The organism is Pirellulaceae bacterium, from assembly GCA_019636385.1.
Lineage (GTDB): Bacteria > Planctomycetota > Planctomycetia > Pirellulales > Pirellulaceae > Aureliella.
This window is the reverse complement of record JAHBXT010000005.1, coordinates 13,734-33,092: the sequence shown is the minus strand read 5'-3', so window position 1 is coordinate 33,092 and position 19,359 is coordinate 13,734. Positions and strand designations below refer to the sequence as shown.

At 54.7% G+C, this 19,359-nt stretch carries 21 protein-coding genes and 1 tRNA gene; 18 read left to right on the top strand and 4 right to left on the bottom strand.

Going from position 1 to position 19,359, the window contains the following annotated elements; translation table 11 throughout:
• From KF752_17865 to KF752_17855, 3 genes are all read left to right on the top strand, one after another.
• A complete protein-coding gene (locus tag KF752_17865) occupies positions 1-855 on the top strand; it encodes a hypothetical protein (protein MBX3423428.1) in 855 nt (284 codons plus the stop codon).
• A gap of 11 nt (positions 856-866) precedes the next feature.
• The gene (locus tag KF752_17860) at positions 867-1,736 is read left to right on the top strand and encodes a sugar phosphate isomerase/epimerase (GenBank protein ID MBX3423427.1); all 870 of its coding nucleotides are present in this window, start codon (positions 867-869) and stop codon (positions 1,734-1,736) included.
• A gap of 175 nt (positions 1,737-1,911) precedes the next feature.
• Complete coding sequence (locus tag KF752_17855; protein MBX3423426.1) at positions 1,912-3,885, top strand: glycosyltransferase family 39 protein; 1,974 nt, start codon at positions 1,912-1,914, stop codon at positions 3,883-3,885.
• 1,361 nt (positions 3,886-5,246) lie between these two features.
• On the opposite strand, the gene KF752_17850 is transcribed toward KF752_17855, so the two are convergent.
• Together KF752_17850 and KF752_17845 are read right to left on the bottom strand one after the other, a co-directional pair.
• Positions 5,247-5,540: a hypothetical protein gene (locus KF752_17850; protein MBX3423425.1), complete on the bottom strand. Its 294-nt coding sequence runs from the start codon at positions 5,538-5,540 to the stop codon at positions 5,247-5,249.
• The gene (locus KF752_17845) at positions 5,518-5,913 is read right to left on the bottom strand and encodes a hypothetical protein (GenBank protein MBX3423424.1); all 396 of its coding nucleotides are present in this window, start codon (positions 5,911-5,913) and stop codon (positions 5,518-5,520) included. Before KF752_17845 ends, KF752_17850 begins: the two co-directional genes overlap by 23 nt.
• Positions 5,914-6,328: 415 nt before the next feature.
• On the opposite strand from KF752_17845, the gene KF752_17840 reads away from it, so the two are divergent.
• The 4 genes from KF752_17840 to KF752_17825 all read left to right on the top strand — a co-directional run bounded on the left by KF752_17840 (position 6,329) and on the right by KF752_17825 (position 8,058).
• Complete coding sequence (locus tag KF752_17840; GenBank protein ID MBX3423423.1) at positions 6,329-6,778, top strand: hypothetical protein; 450 nt, start codon at positions 6,329-6,331, stop codon at positions 6,776-6,778.
• Between the two features lie 29 nt (positions 6,779-6,807).
• On the top strand, positions 6,808-6,993 hold the full coding sequence (locus KF752_17835) for a hypothetical protein (GenBank protein ID MBX3423422.1): 186 nt from the start codon (positions 6,808-6,810) through the stop codon (positions 6,991-6,993).
• Positions 6,994-7,202: 209 nt separating this feature from the next.
• Positions 7,203-7,658, top strand: coding sequence for a hypothetical protein (locus KF752_17830; protein ID MBX3423421.1), 456 nt, complete (start codon positions 7,203-7,205; stop codon positions 7,656-7,658).
• A gap of 37 nt (positions 7,659-7,695) precedes the next feature.
• Entirely contained in the window at positions 7,696-8,058 is a 363-nt protein-coding gene (locus KF752_17825; GenBank protein ID MBX3423420.1) for a hypothetical protein, read from the top strand.
• Positions 8,059-8,069: 11 nt separating this feature from the next.
• Here the strand turns inward: KF752_17825 and KF752_17820 are convergent, their stop codons facing one another.
• Positions 8,070-8,294: a hypothetical protein gene (locus KF752_17820; protein ID MBX3423419.1), complete on the bottom strand. Its 225-nt coding sequence runs from the start codon at positions 8,292-8,294 to the stop codon at positions 8,070-8,072.
• 511 nt (positions 8,295-8,805) lie between these two features.
• Between KF752_17820 and KF752_17815 the strand changes: the two genes are divergently transcribed.
• The 6 genes from KF752_17815 (at position 8,806) to KF752_17790 (ending at position 12,451) form a co-directional block, all read left to right on the top strand.
• Entirely contained in the window at positions 8,806-9,093 is a 288-nt protein-coding gene (locus KF752_17815; protein MBX3423418.1) for a hypothetical protein, read from the top strand.
• An 81-nt stretch (positions 9,094-9,174) separates the two neighbouring features.
• Positions 9,175-9,396 carry a helix-turn-helix domain-containing protein gene (locus tag KF752_17810; GenBank protein ID MBX3423417.1) on the top strand — a complete coding sequence of 74 codons (222 nt, stop codon included), beginning with the start codon at positions 9,175-9,177 and terminating at the stop codon, positions 9,394-9,396.
• Complete coding sequence (locus KF752_17805) at positions 9,380-9,619, top strand: helix-turn-helix domain-containing protein (GenBank protein MBX3423416.1); 240 nt, start codon at positions 9,380-9,382, stop codon at positions 9,617-9,619. The genes KF752_17810 and KF752_17805 overlap by 17 nt, the downstream gene beginning before the upstream one ends.
• Positions 9,609-10,706 carry an AAA family ATPase gene (locus tag KF752_17800; GenBank protein MBX3423415.1) on the top strand — a complete coding sequence of 366 codons (1,098 nt, stop codon included), beginning with the start codon at positions 9,609-9,611 and terminating at the stop codon, positions 10,704-10,706. Before KF752_17805 ends, KF752_17800 begins: the two co-directional genes overlap by 11 nt.
• Before the next feature lie 82 nt (positions 10,707-10,788).
• Positions 10,789-10,950, top strand: a complete 162-nt coding sequence (locus tag KF752_17795; protein MBX3423414.1) for a hypothetical protein — start codon at positions 10,789-10,791, stop codon at positions 10,948-10,950.
• A 679-nt stretch (positions 10,951-11,629) separates the two neighbouring features.
• Entirely contained in the window at positions 11,630-12,451 is an 822-nt protein-coding gene (locus KF752_17790) for a tyrosine-type recombinase/integrase (GenBank protein MBX3423413.1), read from the top strand.
• Here the strand turns inward: KF752_17790 and KF752_17785 are convergent.
• Positions 12,414-12,485, bottom strand: a tRNA-Arg gene (locus tag KF752_17785). The genes KF752_17790 and KF752_17785 overlap by 38 nt on opposite strands.
• A gap of 83 nt (positions 12,486-12,568) precedes the next feature.
• Here KF752_17785 and thiE point away from each other — a divergent pair.
• The 5 genes from thiE to KF752_17760 all read left to right on the top strand — a co-directional run bounded on the left by thiE (position 12,569) and on the right by KF752_17760 (position 19,302).
• Complete coding sequence (gene thiE, locus KF752_17780; GenBank protein ID MBX3423412.1) at positions 12,569-13,633, top strand: thiamine phosphate synthase; 1,065 nt, start codon at positions 12,569-12,571, stop codon at positions 13,631-13,633.
• A 249-nt stretch (positions 13,634-13,882) separates the two neighbouring features.
• Entirely contained in the window at positions 13,883-15,349 is a 1,467-nt protein-coding gene (gene ffh / locus KF752_17775) for a signal recognition particle protein (GenBank protein ID MBX3423411.1), read from the top strand.
• A 367-nt stretch (positions 15,350-15,716) separates the two neighbouring features.
• Positions 15,717-16,049, top strand: coding sequence for a 30S ribosomal protein S16 (gene rpsP / locus KF752_17770; GenBank protein ID MBX3423410.1), 333 nt, complete (start codon positions 15,717-15,719; stop codon positions 16,047-16,049).
• 432 nt (positions 16,050-16,481) lie between these two features.
• A complete protein-coding gene (recA, locus tag KF752_17765) occupies positions 16,482-17,600 on the top strand; it encodes a recombinase RecA (GenBank protein MBX3423409.1) in 1,119 nt (372 codons plus the stop codon).
• 157 nt (positions 17,601-17,757) lie between these two features.
• Positions 17,758-19,302, top strand: coding sequence for a trypsin-like peptidase domain-containing protein (locus KF752_17760; protein MBX3423408.1), 1,545 nt, complete (start codon positions 17,758-17,760; stop codon positions 19,300-19,302).
• Positions 19,303-19,359 lie beyond the last annotated feature (57 nt).

Below are 19,359 nucleotides of genomic sequence, written 5' to 3'. Positions count from 1 at the left end.
ATGCGGCAAATTCAGTTCACGACGGCTCACCTCGGTCACTGTTGTCGAATCTCTAATCCGATCTACGCGCTGATTTTTGGGCTGCACATGGCGTTGGGTGCTTGGACAATTTGTCAGGCTCAGTCAATTCAACCCGAGGCCGATTCGCGTTATGGGGCGCTGACATGGATGCAACAGTCCGCCGAGTACCGCATGTTGACTCAGCAAGCTTACCACTGGGCTGCTAACCAATTGACTCAGGCCGTGCGTGATCCGCACTGGTCTGCCGACGAAGTTCAATTGTCCCAGGGAGGATTTCAGTCCAAGCCACCAGCCGTGGTCTTAGACTTGGACGAAACGGTGTTGGACAATTCTGCCTACAACGCTCGCAATATTCTGCGCGGCGAAAAGTTCACCGTACAGTCGTGGAACGCTTGGTGCCAGGAGGCCAAGGCCGAAGCTATTCCCGGAGCGCTCGATTTTGTGCGGACTGCAACAGGCTTGGGCGTGTCGGTGTTTTATCTTACCAATCGCGAAGACGCAGTAAAATCCGCTACCATTCAGAATCTCATTGCACTGGGCTTTCCTGCCACCGAAGATAGCGTATTAACATCCAATCCAGAAGCTGGTCGGGGAGATGACAAACTGACGCGTCGAGCCAACATTGCTCAAGGTCATCGCATCGCCCTGCTCATCGGCGACAGCATGAGCGATCTCTGCTCTGGCATGGATGCTTCGGCCACTGTGCGCAATCAAACGGCTGCCGACAAAGTGCAACTCTACGGCACACGCTGGATTATTCTGCCAAATCCGGTTTATGGTGGCTGGCAGCGCGGGCTGCCTTCTGGCGCTCAAGCACTGAACCCGAAACTCTAGGAATCGGTTGCATGCACTTATCTCTTTCGGTCCGTATCGCCGAAGGGTTCTTATCCAAAGAAGTGCCTGTGCTGCCGCTAGCACAAGTTGCCCAACTAGCTCGCGCGGCCGGCTACTGTGCGCTGTGCATGAGAGCATCACAGTTGAACGTCCACTCGTCACCGAAGGACATTCAGTCGGCAGTACAAGTTCTTGAAGCAACTCGGATGGCTGTCAGCATGGTGACTGGGAATTTGGACATCGTTTACAACAACGATAGCGGCCCGAATGTTCTGCGCAATATCCAGTCGCATCTCGAACTGGCGCGACAACTGGGAACATCGCTGATTCGCGTAGCCCTCAGGTCACCGGAGGATATACCCTGGGCTCAGCGGGCTGCCGATCAGGCCGCCGAGTATGGAATTCGCTTGGCTCATCAATGTCATACGCAAAGTCTGTTTGAGACAGTCCAGTCGATTGAAGACACATTGGAGAGTATCAATCGTCCAAATTTTGGATTGATCTACGAACCGGCCAACATGCAACTGTGCGGTCAAGAGTATGCCCACGATTCTATCAGCCGTTTAGCGCCGTGGATATTTAACGTCTACCTGCAAAACCAGCGTCTGGGCGAAGGCGACGTTTGTTTGCAGACCTGGTGTCGTGGCGAGGTGCAATTGCAAGTTGTGCCAGTTCACGCGCCTGGCAGCCTTGACTTTCCGGCGATTTTTTCCAGTTTAGAGCGGATTGGCTACTCGGGCTATGTAACAGTCCACCAATCTGCTGTCGAAGGCGAAACGCCATCACAGTCTGCGGCCCAAACCGCCGACTATCTGCGTACGCTAGCAAAATTCCAGCCCCCCGCGTTGGCGAGAGACTGCGATCATTCATCGCTAACGTAATGGCTTAAGACATCCAGTCGTCGGAGTCGTAGCGGACTCTCGAACCTCGCCACATTCCTCTCTACTTGCTAGTTGCCCAATGCTATGATGGCCGTGATCTTATCGGCGCTGATCTTAATTTTGGAGTAGAACGGATTTTCCCACTCACATGAATACACTCCACTGGAAGAGGCCTATGTTCCTGGTCCATACTCTGGAAAGAGTTCGCGAGCGATGGAACGCTAGTTTCTTTGACTCCGCGCCGGACACTCTGCCCTCTAGTTCAACCGCAAACAGTGCAGGCCGTTCCGCCTGGCTCGGCATGTCCGCTGACGCGCAGCGGTATGTCCGCCTGCTCCAGCTGCTATTGTTGTTGGTGGTACCCATTTTTCTAATTGGAAACCTCAATTATCCGCTACTGGACCGCAGCGAAACACGCGTGGCCGAGATTGCCAGAGAGACGCTGGTGCTTCGAGAATGGTCGACGCTGCATCTTAATTTTCAGGACTACTACGACAAGCCGCCACTACTGTATTGGCTGTGTGCCTTGAGTTTTCTGGCGTTTGGTGTCCACGAGCATTCTGCCAGATTCGTCCCGGTGCTCGCCGCCGCCATAACCATCTTGGCGGTCTACTGGTTTGCTCGAAGAAATTTCAATTCGCGAACAGCGGTACTCTGTGGGGTCGTACTGGCGCTGTCTCTTGGCTTCGCGTTTATGTCACGTTATCTGGTGGTAGATGGACTATTTACATCGCTGATCACCTTGTCACTCTTTTTCGGCTACGAAGCCATCAAACCAATACGTCAACACACCCTGCGCGATGCTTGTGAATCGACTAGCTCCAAAGCTGAGATTCCGGATTCCGCTAACAATTCACTGCAAACAGGTGTCAGGGTTTTTCGACCTCGATTGAGTTGGTGGTGTCTGTCGGCGGCCTGTTGTGGCTTAGCCGTGTTAGCCAAGGGGCCGGTGGCAGGCCTGTTGTGGATACCGCCCCTGTTTGTCATGGCGCTGTTGACGCGAGGATTCGCTCGACCGACCGTGTGGCATTGGGCTCTCGGAGCAGTTATCTCGCTGGGGATCAGTGTTCCCTGGATTATGGCTGCCATGTGGACCGATCCCCATTACTTGCTTGAATTCTTGGGAACACACAATTTGCAACGCTTCGCTGGTGAGTTTCACCCCCGTCCGTTTTGGTTTTATGTGCCGGTGATTTTGATCGCTGGACATCCCTGGTCGTTTTTGACGATTCCCTACATTCAGTTTCTGTGTGGTGCACGGAAATATTCTGGCTTGCAGCGACCGACGGCGGTGGGGTTCTTGCTGCTGGCCAGCCTATGGTGTCTTTTGTTTTTTTCTGCTTCGCGAGGCAAGTTGCCCACCTACATTTTGCCCTGCGCACCACTGACTGCGATTATGTTTGCGCATTTTTTGGATCAGTTGCTGTTTGTTCCTCTGCCGCCTGGCGAGTGGCGATTACCGAGAATCTGGTCGCCCTGGATGTCGATTGCGGCCACCGTTGCTGGCGGTGTCGTTCTAGTTGGCCATTCGCTGTCGATCGGGTTCGTTTCGCCAACAGAGTTGATATTATGCTCGATCGCGCTGCTGGTAGTGGTAGCGATCAGTTATGGAATGTGGCAGCGTGCTGCAGGTGCTAAGGCATTGTGGGCTTGGTCTGCCATAACAATGGCACTGCTGTTGTTTTTTTCGCTGCACGTCCAATTGCCCAAATACAGCGCTAGCCGCACTCTGTTGGGAGCAGGCTCCCCGCTAACGCAACAACTTAGTTCTGCTCAACTCCTACAAGAAAATGCCGCCTTGCATGGGGAAACTACCCTGCAAGTGACCCCCATTCTGACGGTCGGACACCAGTTTCCCGAAGTACCTTTTTACTTGAACCGCAATGATATTCAGAACTTTACAGATGCCGACAACGCCGACATAACCGCCGCCATCCAACAACAGCCAAACTCGCTGATCATCGCCGAACCCACTCTTACTGACGACGACCTTCAAGCCCTCCTGCCCCCCGGTAAACAGCTCACCCCCGGCCCCCAGCGCAGCATTTGCAAAGTGTGGTACGTGACCAGTTCGCCCCCGCAAACTCCATCAACCGCTAATCATTCCAATAAACCAATCCGCTCAACGACGACCTTGCCAAGTTTGTGAACTTGCAAAATTCCTCCGCCGACTCGCCCAAGAGCTGGACTATGGACGCCAAGTCCATATACCCGCCCATCTATAACCTGTCCCTGAAGAACCCCAGTGGCGGCGAGACTGTGCACACAGTAATCTGCAAGAGATCATGGACAAAACCGTCGCGCTCGACGCCGCGACTGCTGAAGTGCTGACGACGATTCCAGAGCTGTTGGCAGCGGCGCGTCTGTCCATGGTATGAGGTACAGATTGACGGTGGGTATCGAGTATTCCCTGATATGCTTCTGCATTCCGTTGCGGTGGGCGGCCAATTGGCCATGATTGGGGCTTCGCGCTTTACCAACTTACTTATTGCTCACACGACATGCTCAAAAAATGGCCAACAACCATTTCAAAATCGAAAACGCCTCTGGGCGTCGGCCGATGAGTTACCGGCCAACAGCAAGCTCAAGTCGTCGGAATGCTCCCTGCCCATGCCGAAGGGCACTCTCTGACGCCATTCGGCAGGGGGAACAACTACTACGAAGATTTGCACGAATGCGTAGGCAAGTTCGACTTCGTGATGGCCAATCTGCCGTTCAACGTGGATTAAGTCGCTAGAGTAGAATCAAGGACGATCCCTGCTTTCGGCTGGGGATGCCCAAGTTCAAAGTCTCAATCCTGGTCGCTACGTCGGCGTAGCGGACAAGGGGGAAGACAATTTCAATTTTGCCAATCGGCTGGAAGAATTCAACGAAGAACTGGAAGTTCTCAACAGCGAAGCCCGTGAGTTGGAAGAACGGATTGCAGGCAATGTTGCCAAACTGTTAGAGCTGGCGTCTTGGCGGCCCAGATTTTAACGCCCATAACCGTCATTAAAATTTTCACCCCCCTTTCTTTAATGCAACCGTTTTGATTAAAACCCGTTGGTAGAGCGACCCCAATCTCGTCCCCCCATCCGTCCCGCCATTGCTAACGGTTCCGTATCCCTCACTAAAATCTGGGGTCTCAAGAAACCCTGGAAAACGTGGGTATTGATGCTTTGCAAGGTTTAGCGATGGCTGGCTTAATACCCCCAACAGGACTCGAAAGAACTCAACAATCCCAAGGTTCTACGCAAATTCCCGATTCGGTTCCCTTACCGGTTCCCTTGCTCGCGTCAAAAACCGACCAACTGGACGCCCTCAAGACCCTCTGGGAATCTCTGTCTGAATCCGACCGCCAGCAGCTACTAGACTTCGCCCGAAAGCTGGCACAGCAGCCGACCACCTGACCCACAATGCGACGGTGGCCGCTGCCCTCTCGAGCATTCCGCATAGTATTAATATCATGTTCGACGTCGGATAGCCGCTAGCCGATCAAAGCGATTAAGCGCTCTGATATCAGAGCGCCCACTAAACCCCTGGCGTTTGCTGGGGGTTTTCTGTTTTTGGTCCGTCGTTCAATAAATCGACGATCTGGTCTTTCAGGGTGCGAATCTGCTCTTGAGCCATCCGGACATTTTTCTTCCAGAGACACAGCTCGAACTCTGCTTGCTCAACTTCTTTAGCGGTTAAGCGAACATGCTCAGCAACTTGGGCAGCCCGCTCCAACTGCTCCAACTTGAACACACTGACCGCAGCGATACGCTCGATCGGTTCGGCGGGCTTGTCAGGCTCTGGCCGACTACGTTTTCGACCTTGCAGCATGTTTCAATATCCAGTTTTTGTCGTATTGGCCCGCTATGACAGCTTGCCCCATCTCGGCAAGTAGCTCTGTTGCTTCGTCTGGGGTCATCCCGTCAACGTACTTCTCTATCAATACATCTTCGGTCGTCCGGGGTGCGATATCGTCTGTGCCTCCCGCTTGGGCATGAGCACGAAGATTGAGCGAATCCATACACAACAACAACTTGATAGCGGCGAGCTGGTTGCGGACGCAGCGACCGTCGGACATCACCGAATGGCAGAATTCTACAGCCTCCTGCTTCATCTCCGGCGAGACTGGCCAGCCGTTGCGGACGGATTCGTTGAGCATCCGCAGATCTTCACGCGGTCGTTCGACATTGAATCTACTAATCACGACAGAAAATCCCCCTATTCCCCCTGGCAAATACGCAGCTTGCCATGGCGCGGTGGCGTTTGCAAGGTTTCGCCCATCGTAAGACGCATCAGTACGTCAAACGATGGCGCTGCCATTTCCTTTACGACCCGCTCAACTGCTGGGACGTGGTAGCGTGGGATGCCATGGTCGATGATGTGCGGCAACGTCCCCGACTCAGTGTGCTCATTGATCCAATCGATGCTAAGCCCGCTGGCGAGCCGAGTATCACGATAAGGCGTAGCAGGGCCGTACTGCTGCCCGACGATTAGTTGTCAGCTCTGTCCTGCCGTCTGATGCGGTATGTTCTGGCCTGGCGATGGAAGTACGAAGATATCGTCGAACCCTGGACAGACGCGGAACCGGTTGACTGACTCGGCAGCGGCTAGGGCGTGAGATGGACAAGCTCCTACGACCTGACTACAGTGAGCTAGCAGCCGATCCGGCATGGCGAGCACCGATGCGGGCAGCGTGTCGGAACTTGTGCAACTTTCTGTGGTACGCTTGGCCGCACGTTCCTAGAGCCGACGGCAAGCTGAATCTTGCCAAGTACATTCCAGTCCTTTGCAATTACCTGCAAGCAGCAATCGAGGGCAAGCGACGGGCCGACGGCGTGAAACTGGATCGTCTGGTGTTCAATCTACCACCGGAATGCCTCAAGTCTGTGCTGTTTAGCGTGGTGTTTCCGGCGTGGGTGTGGACGATTGACCAGCGGTTTGGCGTGCTGTCTGTAGCCTACGATAACGGGCTGTTAATACGTGATTCGTCCGATTCGCGGGCGTTGATGGAATCGGATTGGTTCAAAGTGCTGTCGCCGGTGCTCATCTTGTCTTGGAGGGCACGTTAGGCAAGCCGAAGCCGAAGAAGTGGGTCGTTATGGCCGGGCTGTCTAGTGGCAAGTGCAAGTCGCCTGGATGCGGTCGCCCTGTAGCCGGTGACGACGGCTATTGCTGTGCCGACTGCGAGCTGGCCGCGTCGTTTGACGATCCTGAAATCGTGGCTGAAGTCCAGCATTCGCCGGAGTGTTGCCAGCGGTTGGCCGAGTCTACATGGTGGGATTGATTGAGCGCCCCGATATCGGGGCGCTTATTGAAGGTCGCTAATTCGCTGGGAATATCTGGATTCCGGACTTGCGGTTGCTAGCGTTTACGCAAGCGATAGCATCAACGAAATCGGCAAAATCAGCCGCTCCATGATTGCTAACTATGCTCCACCGGAGTACAATTCGTTGATTCCACGGAAGGGGCAGACCGATGGATAAGGAGTGTAGTATGGAAGATCGAGAAGGGTTTGGCATGAGGCAATACAAGAGGCAGCAAGCGACGCTAAAGTATCCCAAGCATTGGCTGCGGCCTGAAGACCTGTTGAACTTTGAAGAATCGCCAGCTTTCATTAGACGTTGGGGACAACTGGGTTTGGATGTTGAGAGAGATTTGTTTGCTTTGCAAATCGCTATTTGCGTTGACCCGAAGTTTGCGCCAGTGATACCTGGCACTGATGGGATACGAAAAGGACGTTTCGTGCCTCCGGGGCGGAATGTTGGTAAAAGCGGCGGATATCGGGTGCTGTACGTGTATTTTGAGGGGTACGGATTCGTCCATTTTCTGCTGGTGTACAGCAAGAGTGAAATCGAAGACATTTCAGAAGGAGTCAAGAGACAGTTGAACAAATTGGTGATAGAGGCTGGTAGGGAACTTCGTAGGAGATGGCCACTCAGACTGAATTGAAGCCATCTCCACAACACATTACGACGAACAAATTAACATGACAAACAAAGAACTGAATTCTATTGAACGAGACCTGTTGGAGGGTATGGAATGGCTTGTTGACAAGCTAAAGCAAGACAAGCCGTTTACGTGCCGTCGATTGGTCCTGAATCTCGAACCTCAAGAGTACACTCCGGAGCAGGTCAAAGCGACACGTAAGATTTTGCAATTGAGCCAAGCTCTGTTTGCAGAGTTCCTGGGTTTTTCGCGCAATAGTGTATGTGCCTGGGAGCAGGGAAAGAAGTCGCCACCCGATGCAGCTTGCCGTTTCATGGATGAAATCCAGAGAAACCCCGATTACTTCCGAAGAAGAGTCAGCGATTCGCTTGAAATGAAGCAAGTCAATGCCAGTGCGAAATGAGTTGTAGCTAACTAGCTGCTCCTCTTGGCCTGCTGGCTCTGCTGGAACTCTCCAATTCGCTGTGCCTTTTCTTTGTCCTGCCGCTGCTCGATCAACTGTCCAAGCTGGCCGACCTGCTTCTTGATTTGCGCGTCGATCGCCTCAGATATCTGACGGCTCAATGCTTCTGTGTCGATACGGGTCTGCACTTTTAATTGGTTGCGGACGTCGACCTCTGCCCGAATCGCTCTGGTCAATCCGCCCAACTCTCGATCTGCCAGCGACTGCCCTGAACGTCCAGCAACGCGCGATTGCCTGGATCGTCGATCAACTTGATTGTGTATGTCACTTCTTTGGTCATGGCATGGCCCTCCCTATGAGATAGGACCTGTTTGCTAGGGGCGATGCACAACGTCACTTCGCATCGGAAACGCATTTCCGGAAAGCCGCAGTATCCGCGACAGATTCCGTCGGGGAAACAGTCTATATGTGGTGGAGGCGTCGCCGTTGTTGCGGGTCACGGCGAACACCTGTAACTCTGTTGGAAAAGTTGCAATACGAAAGGCAATCGTATGAATGAGGAACGATTGATTTGTGCTTCAGAAGTAGCACGGCGACTAAGCGTCAGCCATGAAAGCATACGCCAATGGCGGCTATATCGCGGCTTGCCGTCTATACGGCCATGCCGGAGGCACATGTGCCGCTGGACAGACGTGCAACAGTGGTTGGAAATTCGAAAGGAAAATACCGAAGCAAGGAAAACCAACGATGAATCGTCAGTACCTAACAACCAGCCAGCGGGCAATCATGGTCGCAAAAATTGCCAGAGAGGCCGTCACCAAGGAAAGCGCTCTGATATCAGAGCGCTCGCCAAACTACCGGTCAGAGCTGGAATCGCGGGCCAAGGAGATGCGGGTCGGGCGAGGTATAGCATGGTCCGCTTTGCGGGTGCTCGCATCAGAGGACACTGAGCTAATCGCCAAGGTCGAGTCCGGCCAAACGTCGGTCAACGCGGCTTATCGGCAGATTCGGGGACCGAAAAAAATTCAGAAATAGACACTCTGCGAGTTTGCAGTTGTATCACTACTGAGCAAATCTAGCCCCGTTGTTTCGATTTTCGACCAATGGAGGTTAGGTATGACTCAAGAAAAGCAACTATACAACTGCCGCGATATGGCTAGGCGTGTAGGCGTATCGGTGGTGACTCTCAGGTATTGGCGGGACCACAAGCGGTTGCCGTTCATCAGGTTGCGTCGGCGAGCGATGTACGACCCGTCCGCCGTCGAGCAGTGGCTGGCGGCGAATCGCCAAACCAAGACTACTAGCACGGAGGGCACCACCGATGCTGACCCCCGCTGATATCTCCGCCATTGCCGACGCCGTGGCCACTCGACTCAGTGGCCAGCCTGATAGCGATGGCCTACTCGATTCGCACGGTGCCGCCCGACTACTGGGCTGTAGCGTGCCGACGGTCGAACGTTGGACTCGTGCGGGACTCATCCCGTCGCGCAAGTTCGGTCGGCTGCGACGGTATCGACGCAGTGACCTGCTCGCCAATAAGAATGGGGGCCATGATGCCTGAGCACCACGACCCCCGAAATACGCCTGCCAGCGATATCATCAGGACTACGACGGACGCAGTATCGCTAGCCAAGCCAGTATCGTTTGTCGAACTGGCCAAGCAGCATACTGAGCTACGACAGCCAGTCGTACACGGCTTATTGCGACTGGGCGAGGTAGCCAATGTCATCGCAGCGCCAAAAGTTGGCAAGTCGTTTCTCGCTGGCAATCTAGCCTGGTGCATAGCGACTGGCAGACCGTGGCTCAGTCATGACGTTGAACCGGGCCGAGTGTTGGTTATCGACAACGAGTTACACGCAGAAACGCTAGCCAGCCTCTTGGATCAAATTGCGGACGCAATGAAGATCGACCATAGCCAGCGTGGCCTACTGGACGTCATATCGTTGCGTGGTCGAGCCATGAGCGTTGAGACATTGACACTGCTAGACGTGCCGCCAGATCGGTATCGGCTAGTGGTGTTGGATGCCCTCTATCGCACTTTGCCACCGGGTACTAGTGAGAACGACAATTCGGCAATGATGAGCGTCTACAACCACCTGGACGCCATAGCCGCTAAATGGCAGGCCGCGATTGTGGTGGTCAATCACAGCTCCAAAGGCCAGCAGGGCGATAAATTCATCACCGACGTTGGAGCTGGTGCGGGCGCAATCAGCCGTGCAGCCGATACACACTTAGTCATCAGGCCGCACGAGGACAGCGAGCAATGCGTACTGGAGGCAGTTTGCAGGTCGTGGCAGTCGCCTGAGCCAGTATCTATCCGCTTCAATTGGCCGCTCTGGAGTGCGACTACTGCGGAACCATTGGTTAAGAAGCAAACCAGGCGCAACACGGAGGAACAATCAAAACAGGATCAGGTTTATTGTGACCACCTACTCTCAATTATCCCTGAGCGGGGCATTGTCCAAAATTCGCTAATTACCAAAAGCGGGTTCGGCCAAAACCGTTGTATGCGGCTACTTGGCATTCTCAGTCGAAACAAGCAGGTCAGTTCACAACGGAAAAGATGGCGTGGAGGGAAACAAAAGTTTGTCGTTTGGACCAAAGCCCTACCGGAAAGCCATACCGAATCCATACCGAATCATTTTTAGCCGGTATGGGGTCTACCCCTACCGGTTATTTAATACCGGTAAGGGAAGAGCACTACCGGCAGGCAGGGAAGATCAAGCCAAAATGAAACTACCAGCTCGCCTACACCCCGAAAACGTGACCGCTGTGGTGGCAAGTGGCTATCGGAATTCCAGTTGGTACGCAGGACAGGCATGGGACCCCAGCGAATCGCCAAAGCTATTGGTCGGGCAATGCGAGCCGGGCAAGTATCTCACACTCAAGTGAGACGCTGCGGGCGTGATACCGATGTCTACCGGCTGAGTGCTACGCCAACTGCTACGCCAACTGCTACGCCCAAGTACACCCGATATTGGTAATCGCGCTTAGCACCATGACCACCACCCGATACATTGAGACCTGCACGGCTAGGCAGCGCAGCCGAAAGCGAGCTACTCACTTGTTGCCGTGTTTTCTTTTGAGTCAGCGATAGGAGTATTCGCTCATGGCCAGCATCAGCCGCCTCTCTAGCAACGGTCGCAACGGATTCCGCATCCGGTTCTATTGCGAAAATCGCCAGCGGGAAATCTACATTCCTGGCAAGAGCAAGAAAGCCGAGCGGCAAGCCGAGATCATTTGTTGGCACGTTGATGAGCTTGCGTCGTCCAAACTAAACAACATTCCACCAGCAGCCGAGTCTGCGAAATGGGCATCTGGCACTACAGGCCGTTTGCGAGAATCGTTAGTCGCCTGGGGACTGGCCGAGCCGACCAATCCGCGATTGCTCCAAGATGATGGCCGACTGTTGGGGCCATTCGTCGATGCTTACATTAGCAGCCGTACCGATTGCAAACCGAACACCATTAGCAACTATCGGCAGGTTCGACGGTTGCTGTGCGAATACTTCGGCGAGCGACACCCCATGAACCGTATCTCGCCAGCCGACGCAGATAAGTGGCGGAGGTGGATGGTTTTAGACAAGGGTTTAGCCGTTGCGACCGTCAGCAAGCATTGCAAGCGGGCCAAGACGCTCTTGGCCGAAGCTGTGCGGGACCGTTTGCTAGTCGACAGTCCGTTCGAGAATCTGAAAGGTGGTTCCGAGGCCAACCCGGATCGGCAGCGTTTCATTGATAGCACCATGGCCCAGCAAATTCTTGAAGCGTGTCCAGATGCGGATTGGCGTTGCATATTCGCCTTGGCAAGATTCTGCGGAATGCGGTGCCCGTCCGAGGTTTTAACTTTGAAGTGGACCGACATCGACTGGGCCGCTGGCCGCATTCGCATCGACTCGCCCAAAACCGGCTTGCGATTCTGCCCGTTGTTCCCGGAGGTTCGCACCGAGTTAGCCGCTGCATTTGAGCTGGCACCAGACGGAGCTGTACACATAGTTCGTCGATATCGCAACGGGCAGAATCTGCGGACTCAGTTCCTACGCATCCTAGAGCGAGCTGGTATCGTTCCTTGGGCCAAGCCCTTTGTGAATCTTAGATCGTCGTGCAGGACCGAGTTAGAGAACGAAGGCATCCGGTCCCACGTCTGCGATTCGTGGCTGGGACACTCCACCGCCGTGGCCCAAAAGCACTACCTACAGGTCACCGACGCCGACTGGAAAAACGCACTACAGCGCCGTCCCCTTACTGGTTCCCTTGTCACTAGCGGTGCAGCAACCATCACTAAAAATCACGCAACGCACAAACCCTTGGAAAACATTGCTAGTGATGCTTCCCAAGGGTTTGTGATGGCACGCGGGATACCCCCAACAGGACTCGAACCTGTGACTAAGCTTTAGGAAAGCCTTGTTATATCCACTTAACTATGGGGGCAGTTGGTTTGAGAACGGCTGGCAGATGAGTATAACCGTGTTGTCAAGTTCAGTCAGCCAGTGTGTTGAGAGTGTGAGTTGCAGATGGACAGTTCGAGCGTTTTGCGAATATTGGATGTCAATTTCAATCGCGCCGCCGAGGGGTTGCGGACGGTTGAAGATGTAGCGCGAGTAGTGTTCGAGGATGCGTGCAGCGCTGCGTGGTTGAAATCGCTTAGGCACGAACTGGCGGAACTGGCCGCTCGAGTGCCGCGCGGAGAGCGGCTGGCGACGCGCTGTGTTGAGGCCGACGTGGGAACACAGCTTACCCATGCGGCGGAACTCAAGCGTGGGCAGTGGCGCGATGTGGTCGTGGCGGCCAACGAACGGACGACGCAGTCGCTGAGAGTCGTCGAAGAATCTGCCAAAGGCCTATATCCAGAACTTTCACTGGCAGCCAAGTCGCTACGCTACCGCGCCTATGACCGTTTGGCGCAGGTCGAACTGCGGATGGATCAGCCGTCCAGGAAATTTCCCGGTCAGCCGCTGTATGTACTGGTTGACTGCCAATTGCAACTGGACGATTTCGTCCAACGACTAGTGCAGTTGGTCGAGGCCGGCGCGGATCTGTTTCAGATTCGCGACAAGTCCGCCGAGGGGGCAACCGTTTTGCAATACGCCTGCGCAGCAGTGAAGGCGGTCGGTGCCCAGCGCGTGATCGTCAATGACCGGGTGGATATCGCACTGGCCAGCGGTGCCGCAGGGGTGCATGTAGGTCAAGAGGATTTACCGATTCAGCAAGTGCAGCGGCTGGCGCGAGGTAGTCTATGGATCGGCGTGTCGACTCATAATTTACAACAAGCCCAGCAGGCGCAAGCTGCCGGTGCTGACTATCTTGGCTGTGGTCCGACCTGTCCGTCTTCGACGAAGCGGTTTGCCGAGTTGGCTGGACTAGGATTTCTTCGGCAGGTTGTGGAAGAAATCCATGTCCCCGTCTATGCGATCGGCGGGATTAACGCAGCCAATATCGAAGAAGTTTTGGCAACTGGTGTTAGCCGCATCGCCGTCAGCGGTGCAATTTGGCAGGCCAATGATCCGCTGGTTGCGGCTGGGCTGTTATCAAGCCGGCTGCGGCCAGCAATCGCTCAGCGCTGCAAATTGGGCAATTGACGATCGGCAGAGATTTCACCATCGACCGCGTTTTGACGCAGGTCGCCGCCGGGCTCCATCGAGTGTTGCTACCGAGGCGGCTGGGGCAGTTGGGTTAGTCGATGCTTGGGCTTTGTGGTATCGTACTACCCGGCAGAAATGCAGTTCTCCAACGAGTCCAGGTGCCAGGCCGGCGATACCTGGCTGAGGCGCGACCTGATCCAGCGGTTTGTGATAGTTTGCAGTTAAAAGATTTGAGCTAGATGAAAAATGTTTGATTCATTATCCGAGGGTCTGCAGTCGGCGTTCAAGTCGTTGACGGGCAAAGGACGACTGACCGAATCCAACATGCGTGACGGATTGCAGATGGTCCAACAGGCCATGCTGGAAGCCGACGTGAGCTATGAAGTTGTCCAAGACTTCATGCAGCAAGTGTCCGACAAGGCGCTGGGGCAGCGAGTTTTGCTGTCGCTCAAGCCACACGAAGAGCTGGTGCGCATCGTCTACGAGCAACTGGTGGAAATCCTGGGGCCGGTAGATTTGAGCATCCCGGTCAAGCAGGGTGAAGTAACCATATTGATGTTGTGCGGCTTGCAGGGTTCAGGAAAGACCACGACCTGCGGCAAGCTTTCGCAGTTGCTGAAAGAGCAAAAGGTAACGCCCTACCTAGTGGCCGCAGACCTTCAGCGACCTGCCGCTATCGAGCAATTGCACACCATCGGGCGCCAATTGGGTGTCACGGTCTACAGCGATTTGCAGCAAAAAGACCCGGTTATCGTATGCCGCGAAGGCGTAAAGCGAGCCAAGGAGTCTGGTGCAAACATCGTCATTCTGGATACCGCCGGGCGACTTTCGATCGACCAAGAGTTAATGGCGCAGTTGACTCAGATCGACAAGCAAATTCAACCGCACCAAGTCTACTTGGTAGTAGACGGCATGACCGGTCAAGATGCTGTGCGCAGTGCCGCCGCATTCAACGAAGCCATCGAGCTGGATGGGGTCATCATGACCAAGCTGGATGGCGACGCGCGTGGCGGAGCCTTGCTGAGCGTCAAGCATGTGACTAAGGTGCCCATCAAGTTCATCGGGACCGGCGAACACTTGGATGCGCTCGAGCCGTTTCGCCCCGAGGGCATGGCCAGCCGCATTCTGCAAATGGGCGACATCGTAGCTGCCGCTCAACAGGCTCACCGCATTATCGACGACCGCGAACGAGAAAAACTGGAAGAGCGGATGCTCTCCGGGCAATTTTCGCTGGAAGACTTTCGCGGCGTGCTGGAAAAGATCGCCAAACCCGGCTTGATGCAAAAGATGATGGGGTTGATGCCGGGCATGGGCGAGCTAAATAAGATGCTGGCTGGCGAAGACACCGAGGGCGAAATGCGCAAGCTGGTGGGCATTATCGACTCGATGACGCCCGCAGAGCGCCGCAACCCAAAGAACATTGACACTCCACGCCGCAATCGAATTTCCCGAGGGGCGGGAGTTCCTGCCCATGCGGTATCGGGGCTCATCAAACAGTTCAACATGATGGCTCCGATGATGCAGATGATGGCATCCGGCGGGATCAAGAACCGCATGGAAATGATGCGGCAGTTGCAGGGCAGCATGCTAGACCCCAATATGGGTGGTGTCAACACAAAACAGAGCACCGGAAAGCGGCTGACTCCCAAAGAAAGGCTCAAATTGCAAAAAGAGCGTGAGCGGCTGCTCAGAAAGAAAAAACGAGGCAATTAGTGCTGAATAGACGGATCGAGTATTGGCTGAACCCCGCCGTCTAGTGCTTAAGCTCAGGACTTGCATCTGGTTATTGGGCGCCGCCGGTAGCCCGTGGTTTTGCAGGCTGTGCCTGTTTTTCCAAAGCTGGAACGATTTCCGCCAACTAAACTGAATCTTCAGAAGAGCTGTTGGCAGGGTGCCTATCGGCCTGAAGTGTCAAATATCCTGACAATTGCCGTTGCATGAGTCAGCTTTACGGAGAGAATGTGGTTTTGGGTGCCTATGCTCACCAGAACGTGGTCAGCTCCATATGTCGCATCAGACCTGCCCGGCGAAACCTGGGTGGTTAACCGTCCCGTGCAAAAAAAAATCAGGAGAGAATTGAGTGGCAGTCCGTATCCGCATGAAGAAGATGGGCAAGAAAGCTCGTCCTTTTTACCGAATCGTTGTCGTGGACGTTCGAACACCGCGTGACGGAAAGGTAATTGAAGAGGTTGGCCAATACGATCCTATGATTGGCGATACAGATGCGCGGGTGATCCTGAAACGTGAGCGGGTTGATTACTGGCTAGGCGTTGGGGCGCAGCCATCGGAAAAGACGGCTGTACTTATTAAGAAATATGGTACTTCGGGGACGCATTTATCGCAGCAAGAGACGGCTCAAGCGGCCCTGCAAGCTTCGCGAAAACGCAGGTCATCCAAGCCGGCTCAGACCTAGAAAAAAAATCCACAAATTTCTTGGTCGCTTGCTCAACGAACTGGGCTCTTCGAGCGACTAACTGGATAGATTGCGACCGCGGCCCCTCAGCTCTGGACATTATTTCAAAGTGTCCGCGAGCGCTGACCAAAGGTGTCGGCCTGATTGCGATACTTTGGGATAGAACGCTTGCTTGGCAACTGATTTCAGAGTGTCAGGGGGCAGACAGCCACCGCAGGAATTTGGGGCATCTCGCTTGGCGGCTGTTAGCCGAATTGTCGTTTGGTTTAGTTGTGAGACCGGTTGGGATTCGTTAGGATCATCGGTGTACAACTTCCAGCCTGATGAAGTTGGCGGTCGAGCGAGTGAGCGGTTCTGCAAAAATCAATCTCGAAAGTTCCCGTCATCCAGTCAGGAGTATTCTCGAAAATGGTCACTACAGAGAGCAAAGCCATGTCCAAGAAAAAGAACAGTGCCAGTGGCAAGAAGGCTTCATCGTCGGGCGGCCCAACGGGGATGGAGGCTGTGTACAAGCGCGAGCCGGGCTTGAAGACGACGCTTGAACAGATTGAGAAGCAGTTTGGCGAAGGCTCGATCATGCCACTGGGCGGCGAGCAGCTATTGAAGATCAACGGCATTCCCACGGGCAGCCTGTCGCTAGACATTGCTTTGGGGGGAATGGGGGTTCCGCGTGGGCGCATCGTCGAGATTTTTGGGCCGGAATCTAGCGGCAAGACGACGCTGGCGCTACACATCTGCGCCGAAGCGCAGCGCTCCGGCGGTATTGCGGCGATTATCGACGCTGAACACGCTTTTGATCCCAGCTGGGCCAAAAAGATCGGCGTCGAGCTGGATACGTTGTTGGTTTCGCAGCCCAGTTGCGGCGAAGAGGCGATGCAGATTGCCGAACACTTAGTTAAGAGCAACGCGGTCGATGTGATTGTCGTCGATTCGGTGGCAGCCTTGGTGCCACGGCAAGAACTGGAAGGCGAAATTGGACAGTCTCATGTGGGCTTGCAAGCTCGATTAATGAGTCAGTCGATGCGCAAGTTGACTGGTGCGATCGCCAAGAGTAAGACGGTAGTGATCTTCATCAACCAGATTCGCGAGAAGATCGGCGTGATGTTCGGTAGTCCTGAAACAACGCCTGGTGGTCGCGCCCTGAAGTTCTATTGCTCATGCCGCATCGACGTTCGTCGCGTGGGTAGCTTGAAAGAGGGTGAAGATGTTGTCGGCCAGCGCGTGCGCTGCAAGATCGTTAAGAACAAGGTAGCTCCGCCGTTCCGAGTTGCTGAGTTTGACATGATGCACACTGCCGGAATCAGCTACGAAGGTGACGTGTTGGACTTGGGCATGGAGCATAAGATCGTCAATCGCAGTGGAGCTTGGTTCAAGTTTAATGATACCTATCTGGGACAAGGCAAAGAGAAGGCGCGAGCTTTCTTGCTGGAGAATCCGGACATCACGGAAGAAATTCGCGAGCTGATCATGGCTTCGGGAGGTTATATTGGGCCTGAAGGTAAAGAGAGCGATGACCTGCAAGAAGCTGAGGCCGAATTGGCTGACAGCTAGAATTTTGACAGCTAGAGACTGGCGTGTGCAGCGCGTTAGTTCAACTTGGACTCGGTTCGAATGACCTAAGCCAGCAGCCCATCCGATGTGTGACCTACCGCTTTGGCTTTCGAGCCGCTTATCGATAGCCGTCCCGCAGCCAGTCTTGCGGGTGGCCATGAGTACGGTGGTTGCGCTTGGACTAGCTGGCACTCTGTGTGCGCAACCCGGTCAGCGGCCGGATAGTCAGGCAGCCAAGACGAATGATCTGCCAGCCGACATTCAATCATTGGAGTCTGAAACGCAGCAGGCGACCGGATCTGACGAAAGCGCAATGGCCGTGCTGGTAGCCATCGAAACCACGCTGGTTTCGGTAATCGAGCGCTGCGAGCGCTCAGTGGTTGCTATCGCGCGCGTTCCCAAAGATCGTGCCGCGCGAAGCCCACTCGATGTGCTGCACCCGGTGCCTTCACTGCGCCTGACCAACGATCCAGCCAACCCCGACTTTGTGCCTCAATTCTTCGGCAGCGGTGTGATCGTCGGCAGCGATGGTCACATTGTAACCTGCGCTCACGTTCTGGATGATCCGAGACATAACAGCTACTACGTTTGGATGGATCGTCGTTGTTATCCAGCGGAAGTCGTGGGCAAATTGGCTCAACCCCTCGCCGCTGATCCATTCTCCGATTTAGCCATGCTCAAGATCGAAGCTCACGATCTGCCGCTGATACCCGTCAGCGATCAGCCGGCTCGCAAAGGTCAGTTTGTGGTGGCGTTGGGCAATCCATACTCCATCGCCCGCGACGGCCAAGCCAGCGCGGCTTGGGCGATGATCGCTAACGTCAATCGATATGCCCCACGCGATGGAGACAGTTCGCCTAGTGAGAGCATTCATTATCTGGGGACCCTGCTTCAAACTGACTCGCGACAGCCGATCGGCAGTAGTGGTGGAGCGCTGATCAATCTGCGCGGGCAGTTGGTAGGAATCTCGACGTCGCTGTTGGCACAACGCGGCAACGAGCAGTCGGCGGGACTCGCTGTCGCCACCGATGATTTTTTTAAGCGTGTCGTGGAGAGCCTCAAACAGGGCCGTTTACCAGAGTACGGATTCCTGGGAATCCAACCCGAGGACCTGCAGCAAAGCGAACTGGATCGCGGGTTGCGCGGAGCGAGAATTAGTATGGTTCTGCCTGGACTACCCGGCAGCCTGGCCGGCTTACGTGAAGGTGACTTGGTCGTTCAGGTCGACGACAACCCGATCCATAGTCGCAATGATCTGTTTCGTGAATTGAGCAAAGTGCCAACGGGGCGCAAGGTATCGCTGGTCGTGCAGCGCATTCGGCCGGGCGCTTCCGAGCAGACTCTAAGCCTAGAAGCCGAACTATCCAAGAAGTTTTTGGCAACCAGCCGACCGTCGTTTAGCTTGCATGGCCCACCAATTTGGCGCGGAGCGCAAATAGAATTCTTGACCGCGATCGACGGGCAGGTCGAGCAGATTGCCGTCGCACGTGGTAGCCCGCGCGTGGCCCTGCTGTCCGTGGCGCCTGATTCGCCAGCTTGGAAGGCCGGACTGCGAGCTGGGTATGGGGTGGCTAGCGTCAACGGACAAGCGGTCCAGACGCCAGATCAGTTTCACCAACTGGTCCAGAATCTTAGCGGTCAAGTTACGGTGGTCGCCATCACTAGCGACGGGCAGCCTACCAAGGCCGTCGTTCAACCGTAGGTCGAGGCCACAATCCAGCCACCAACTGCGATGGCTGGAACAGGCGAGCCAGCATAT

Coding starts and splice junctions, on each gene's coding strand:
- KF752_17865 (MBX3423428.1), top strand. CDS start 1: ATGCGGCAAATTCAGTTCACGACGGCTCACCTCGGTCACTGTTGTCGA.
- KF752_17860 (MBX3423427.1), top strand. CDS start 867: ATGCACTTATCTCTTTCGGTCCGTATCGCCGAAGGGTTCTTATCCAAA.
- KF752_17855 (MBX3423426.1), top strand. CDS start 1,912: ATGTTCCTGGTCCATACTCTGGAAAGAGTTCGCGAGCGATGGAACGCT.
- KF752_17850 (MBX3423425.1), bottom strand. CDS start 5,540: ATGCTGCAAGGTCGAAAACGTAGTCGGCCAGAGCCTGACAAGCCCGCC.
- KF752_17840 (MBX3423423.1), top strand. CDS start 6,329: ATGGACAAGCTCCTACGACCTGACTACAGTGAGCTAGCAGCCGATCCG.
- KF752_17835 (MBX3423422.1), top strand. CDS start 6,808: ATGGCCGGGCTGTCTAGTGGCAAGTGCAAGTCGCCTGGATGCGGTCGC.
- KF752_17830 (MBX3423421.1), top strand. CDS start 7,203: ATGGAAGATCGAGAAGGGTTTGGCATGAGGCAATACAAGAGGCAGCAA.
- KF752_17825 (MBX3423420.1), top strand. CDS start 7,696: ATGACAAACAAAGAACTGAATTCTATTGAACGAGACCTGTTGGAGGGT.
- KF752_17815 (MBX3423418.1), top strand. CDS start 8,806: ATGAATCGTCAGTACCTAACAACCAGCCAGCGGGCAATCATGGTCGCA.
- KF752_17810 (MBX3423417.1), top strand. CDS start 9,175: ATGACTCAAGAAAAGCAACTATACAACTGCCGCGATATGGCTAGGCGT.
- KF752_17805 (MBX3423416.1), top strand. CDS start 9,380: ATGCTGACCCCCGCTGATATCTCCGCCATTGCCGACGCCGTGGCCACT.
- KF752_17800 (MBX3423415.1), top strand. CDS start 9,609: ATGATGCCTGAGCACCACGACCCCCGAAATACGCCTGCCAGCGATATC.
- KF752_17795 (MBX3423414.1), top strand. CDS start 10,789: ATGAAACTACCAGCTCGCCTACACCCCGAAAACGTGACCGCTGTGGTG.
- KF752_17790 (MBX3423413.1), top strand. CDS start 11,630: ATGGTTTTAGACAAGGGTTTAGCCGTTGCGACCGTCAGCAAGCATTGC.
- thiE (MBX3423412.1), top strand. CDS start 12,569: ATGGACAGTTCGAGCGTTTTGCGAATATTGGATGTCAATTTCAATCGC.
- ffh (MBX3423411.1), top strand. CDS start 13,883: ATGTTTGATTCATTATCCGAGGGTCTGCAGTCGGCGTTCAAGTCGTTG.
- recA (MBX3423409.1), top strand. CDS start 16,482: ATGTCCAAGAAAAAGAACAGTGCCAGTGGCAAGAAGGCTTCATCGTCG.
- KF752_17760 (MBX3423408.1), top strand. CDS start 17,758: ATGAGTACGGTGGTTGCGCTTGGACTAGCTGGCACTCTGTGTGCGCAA.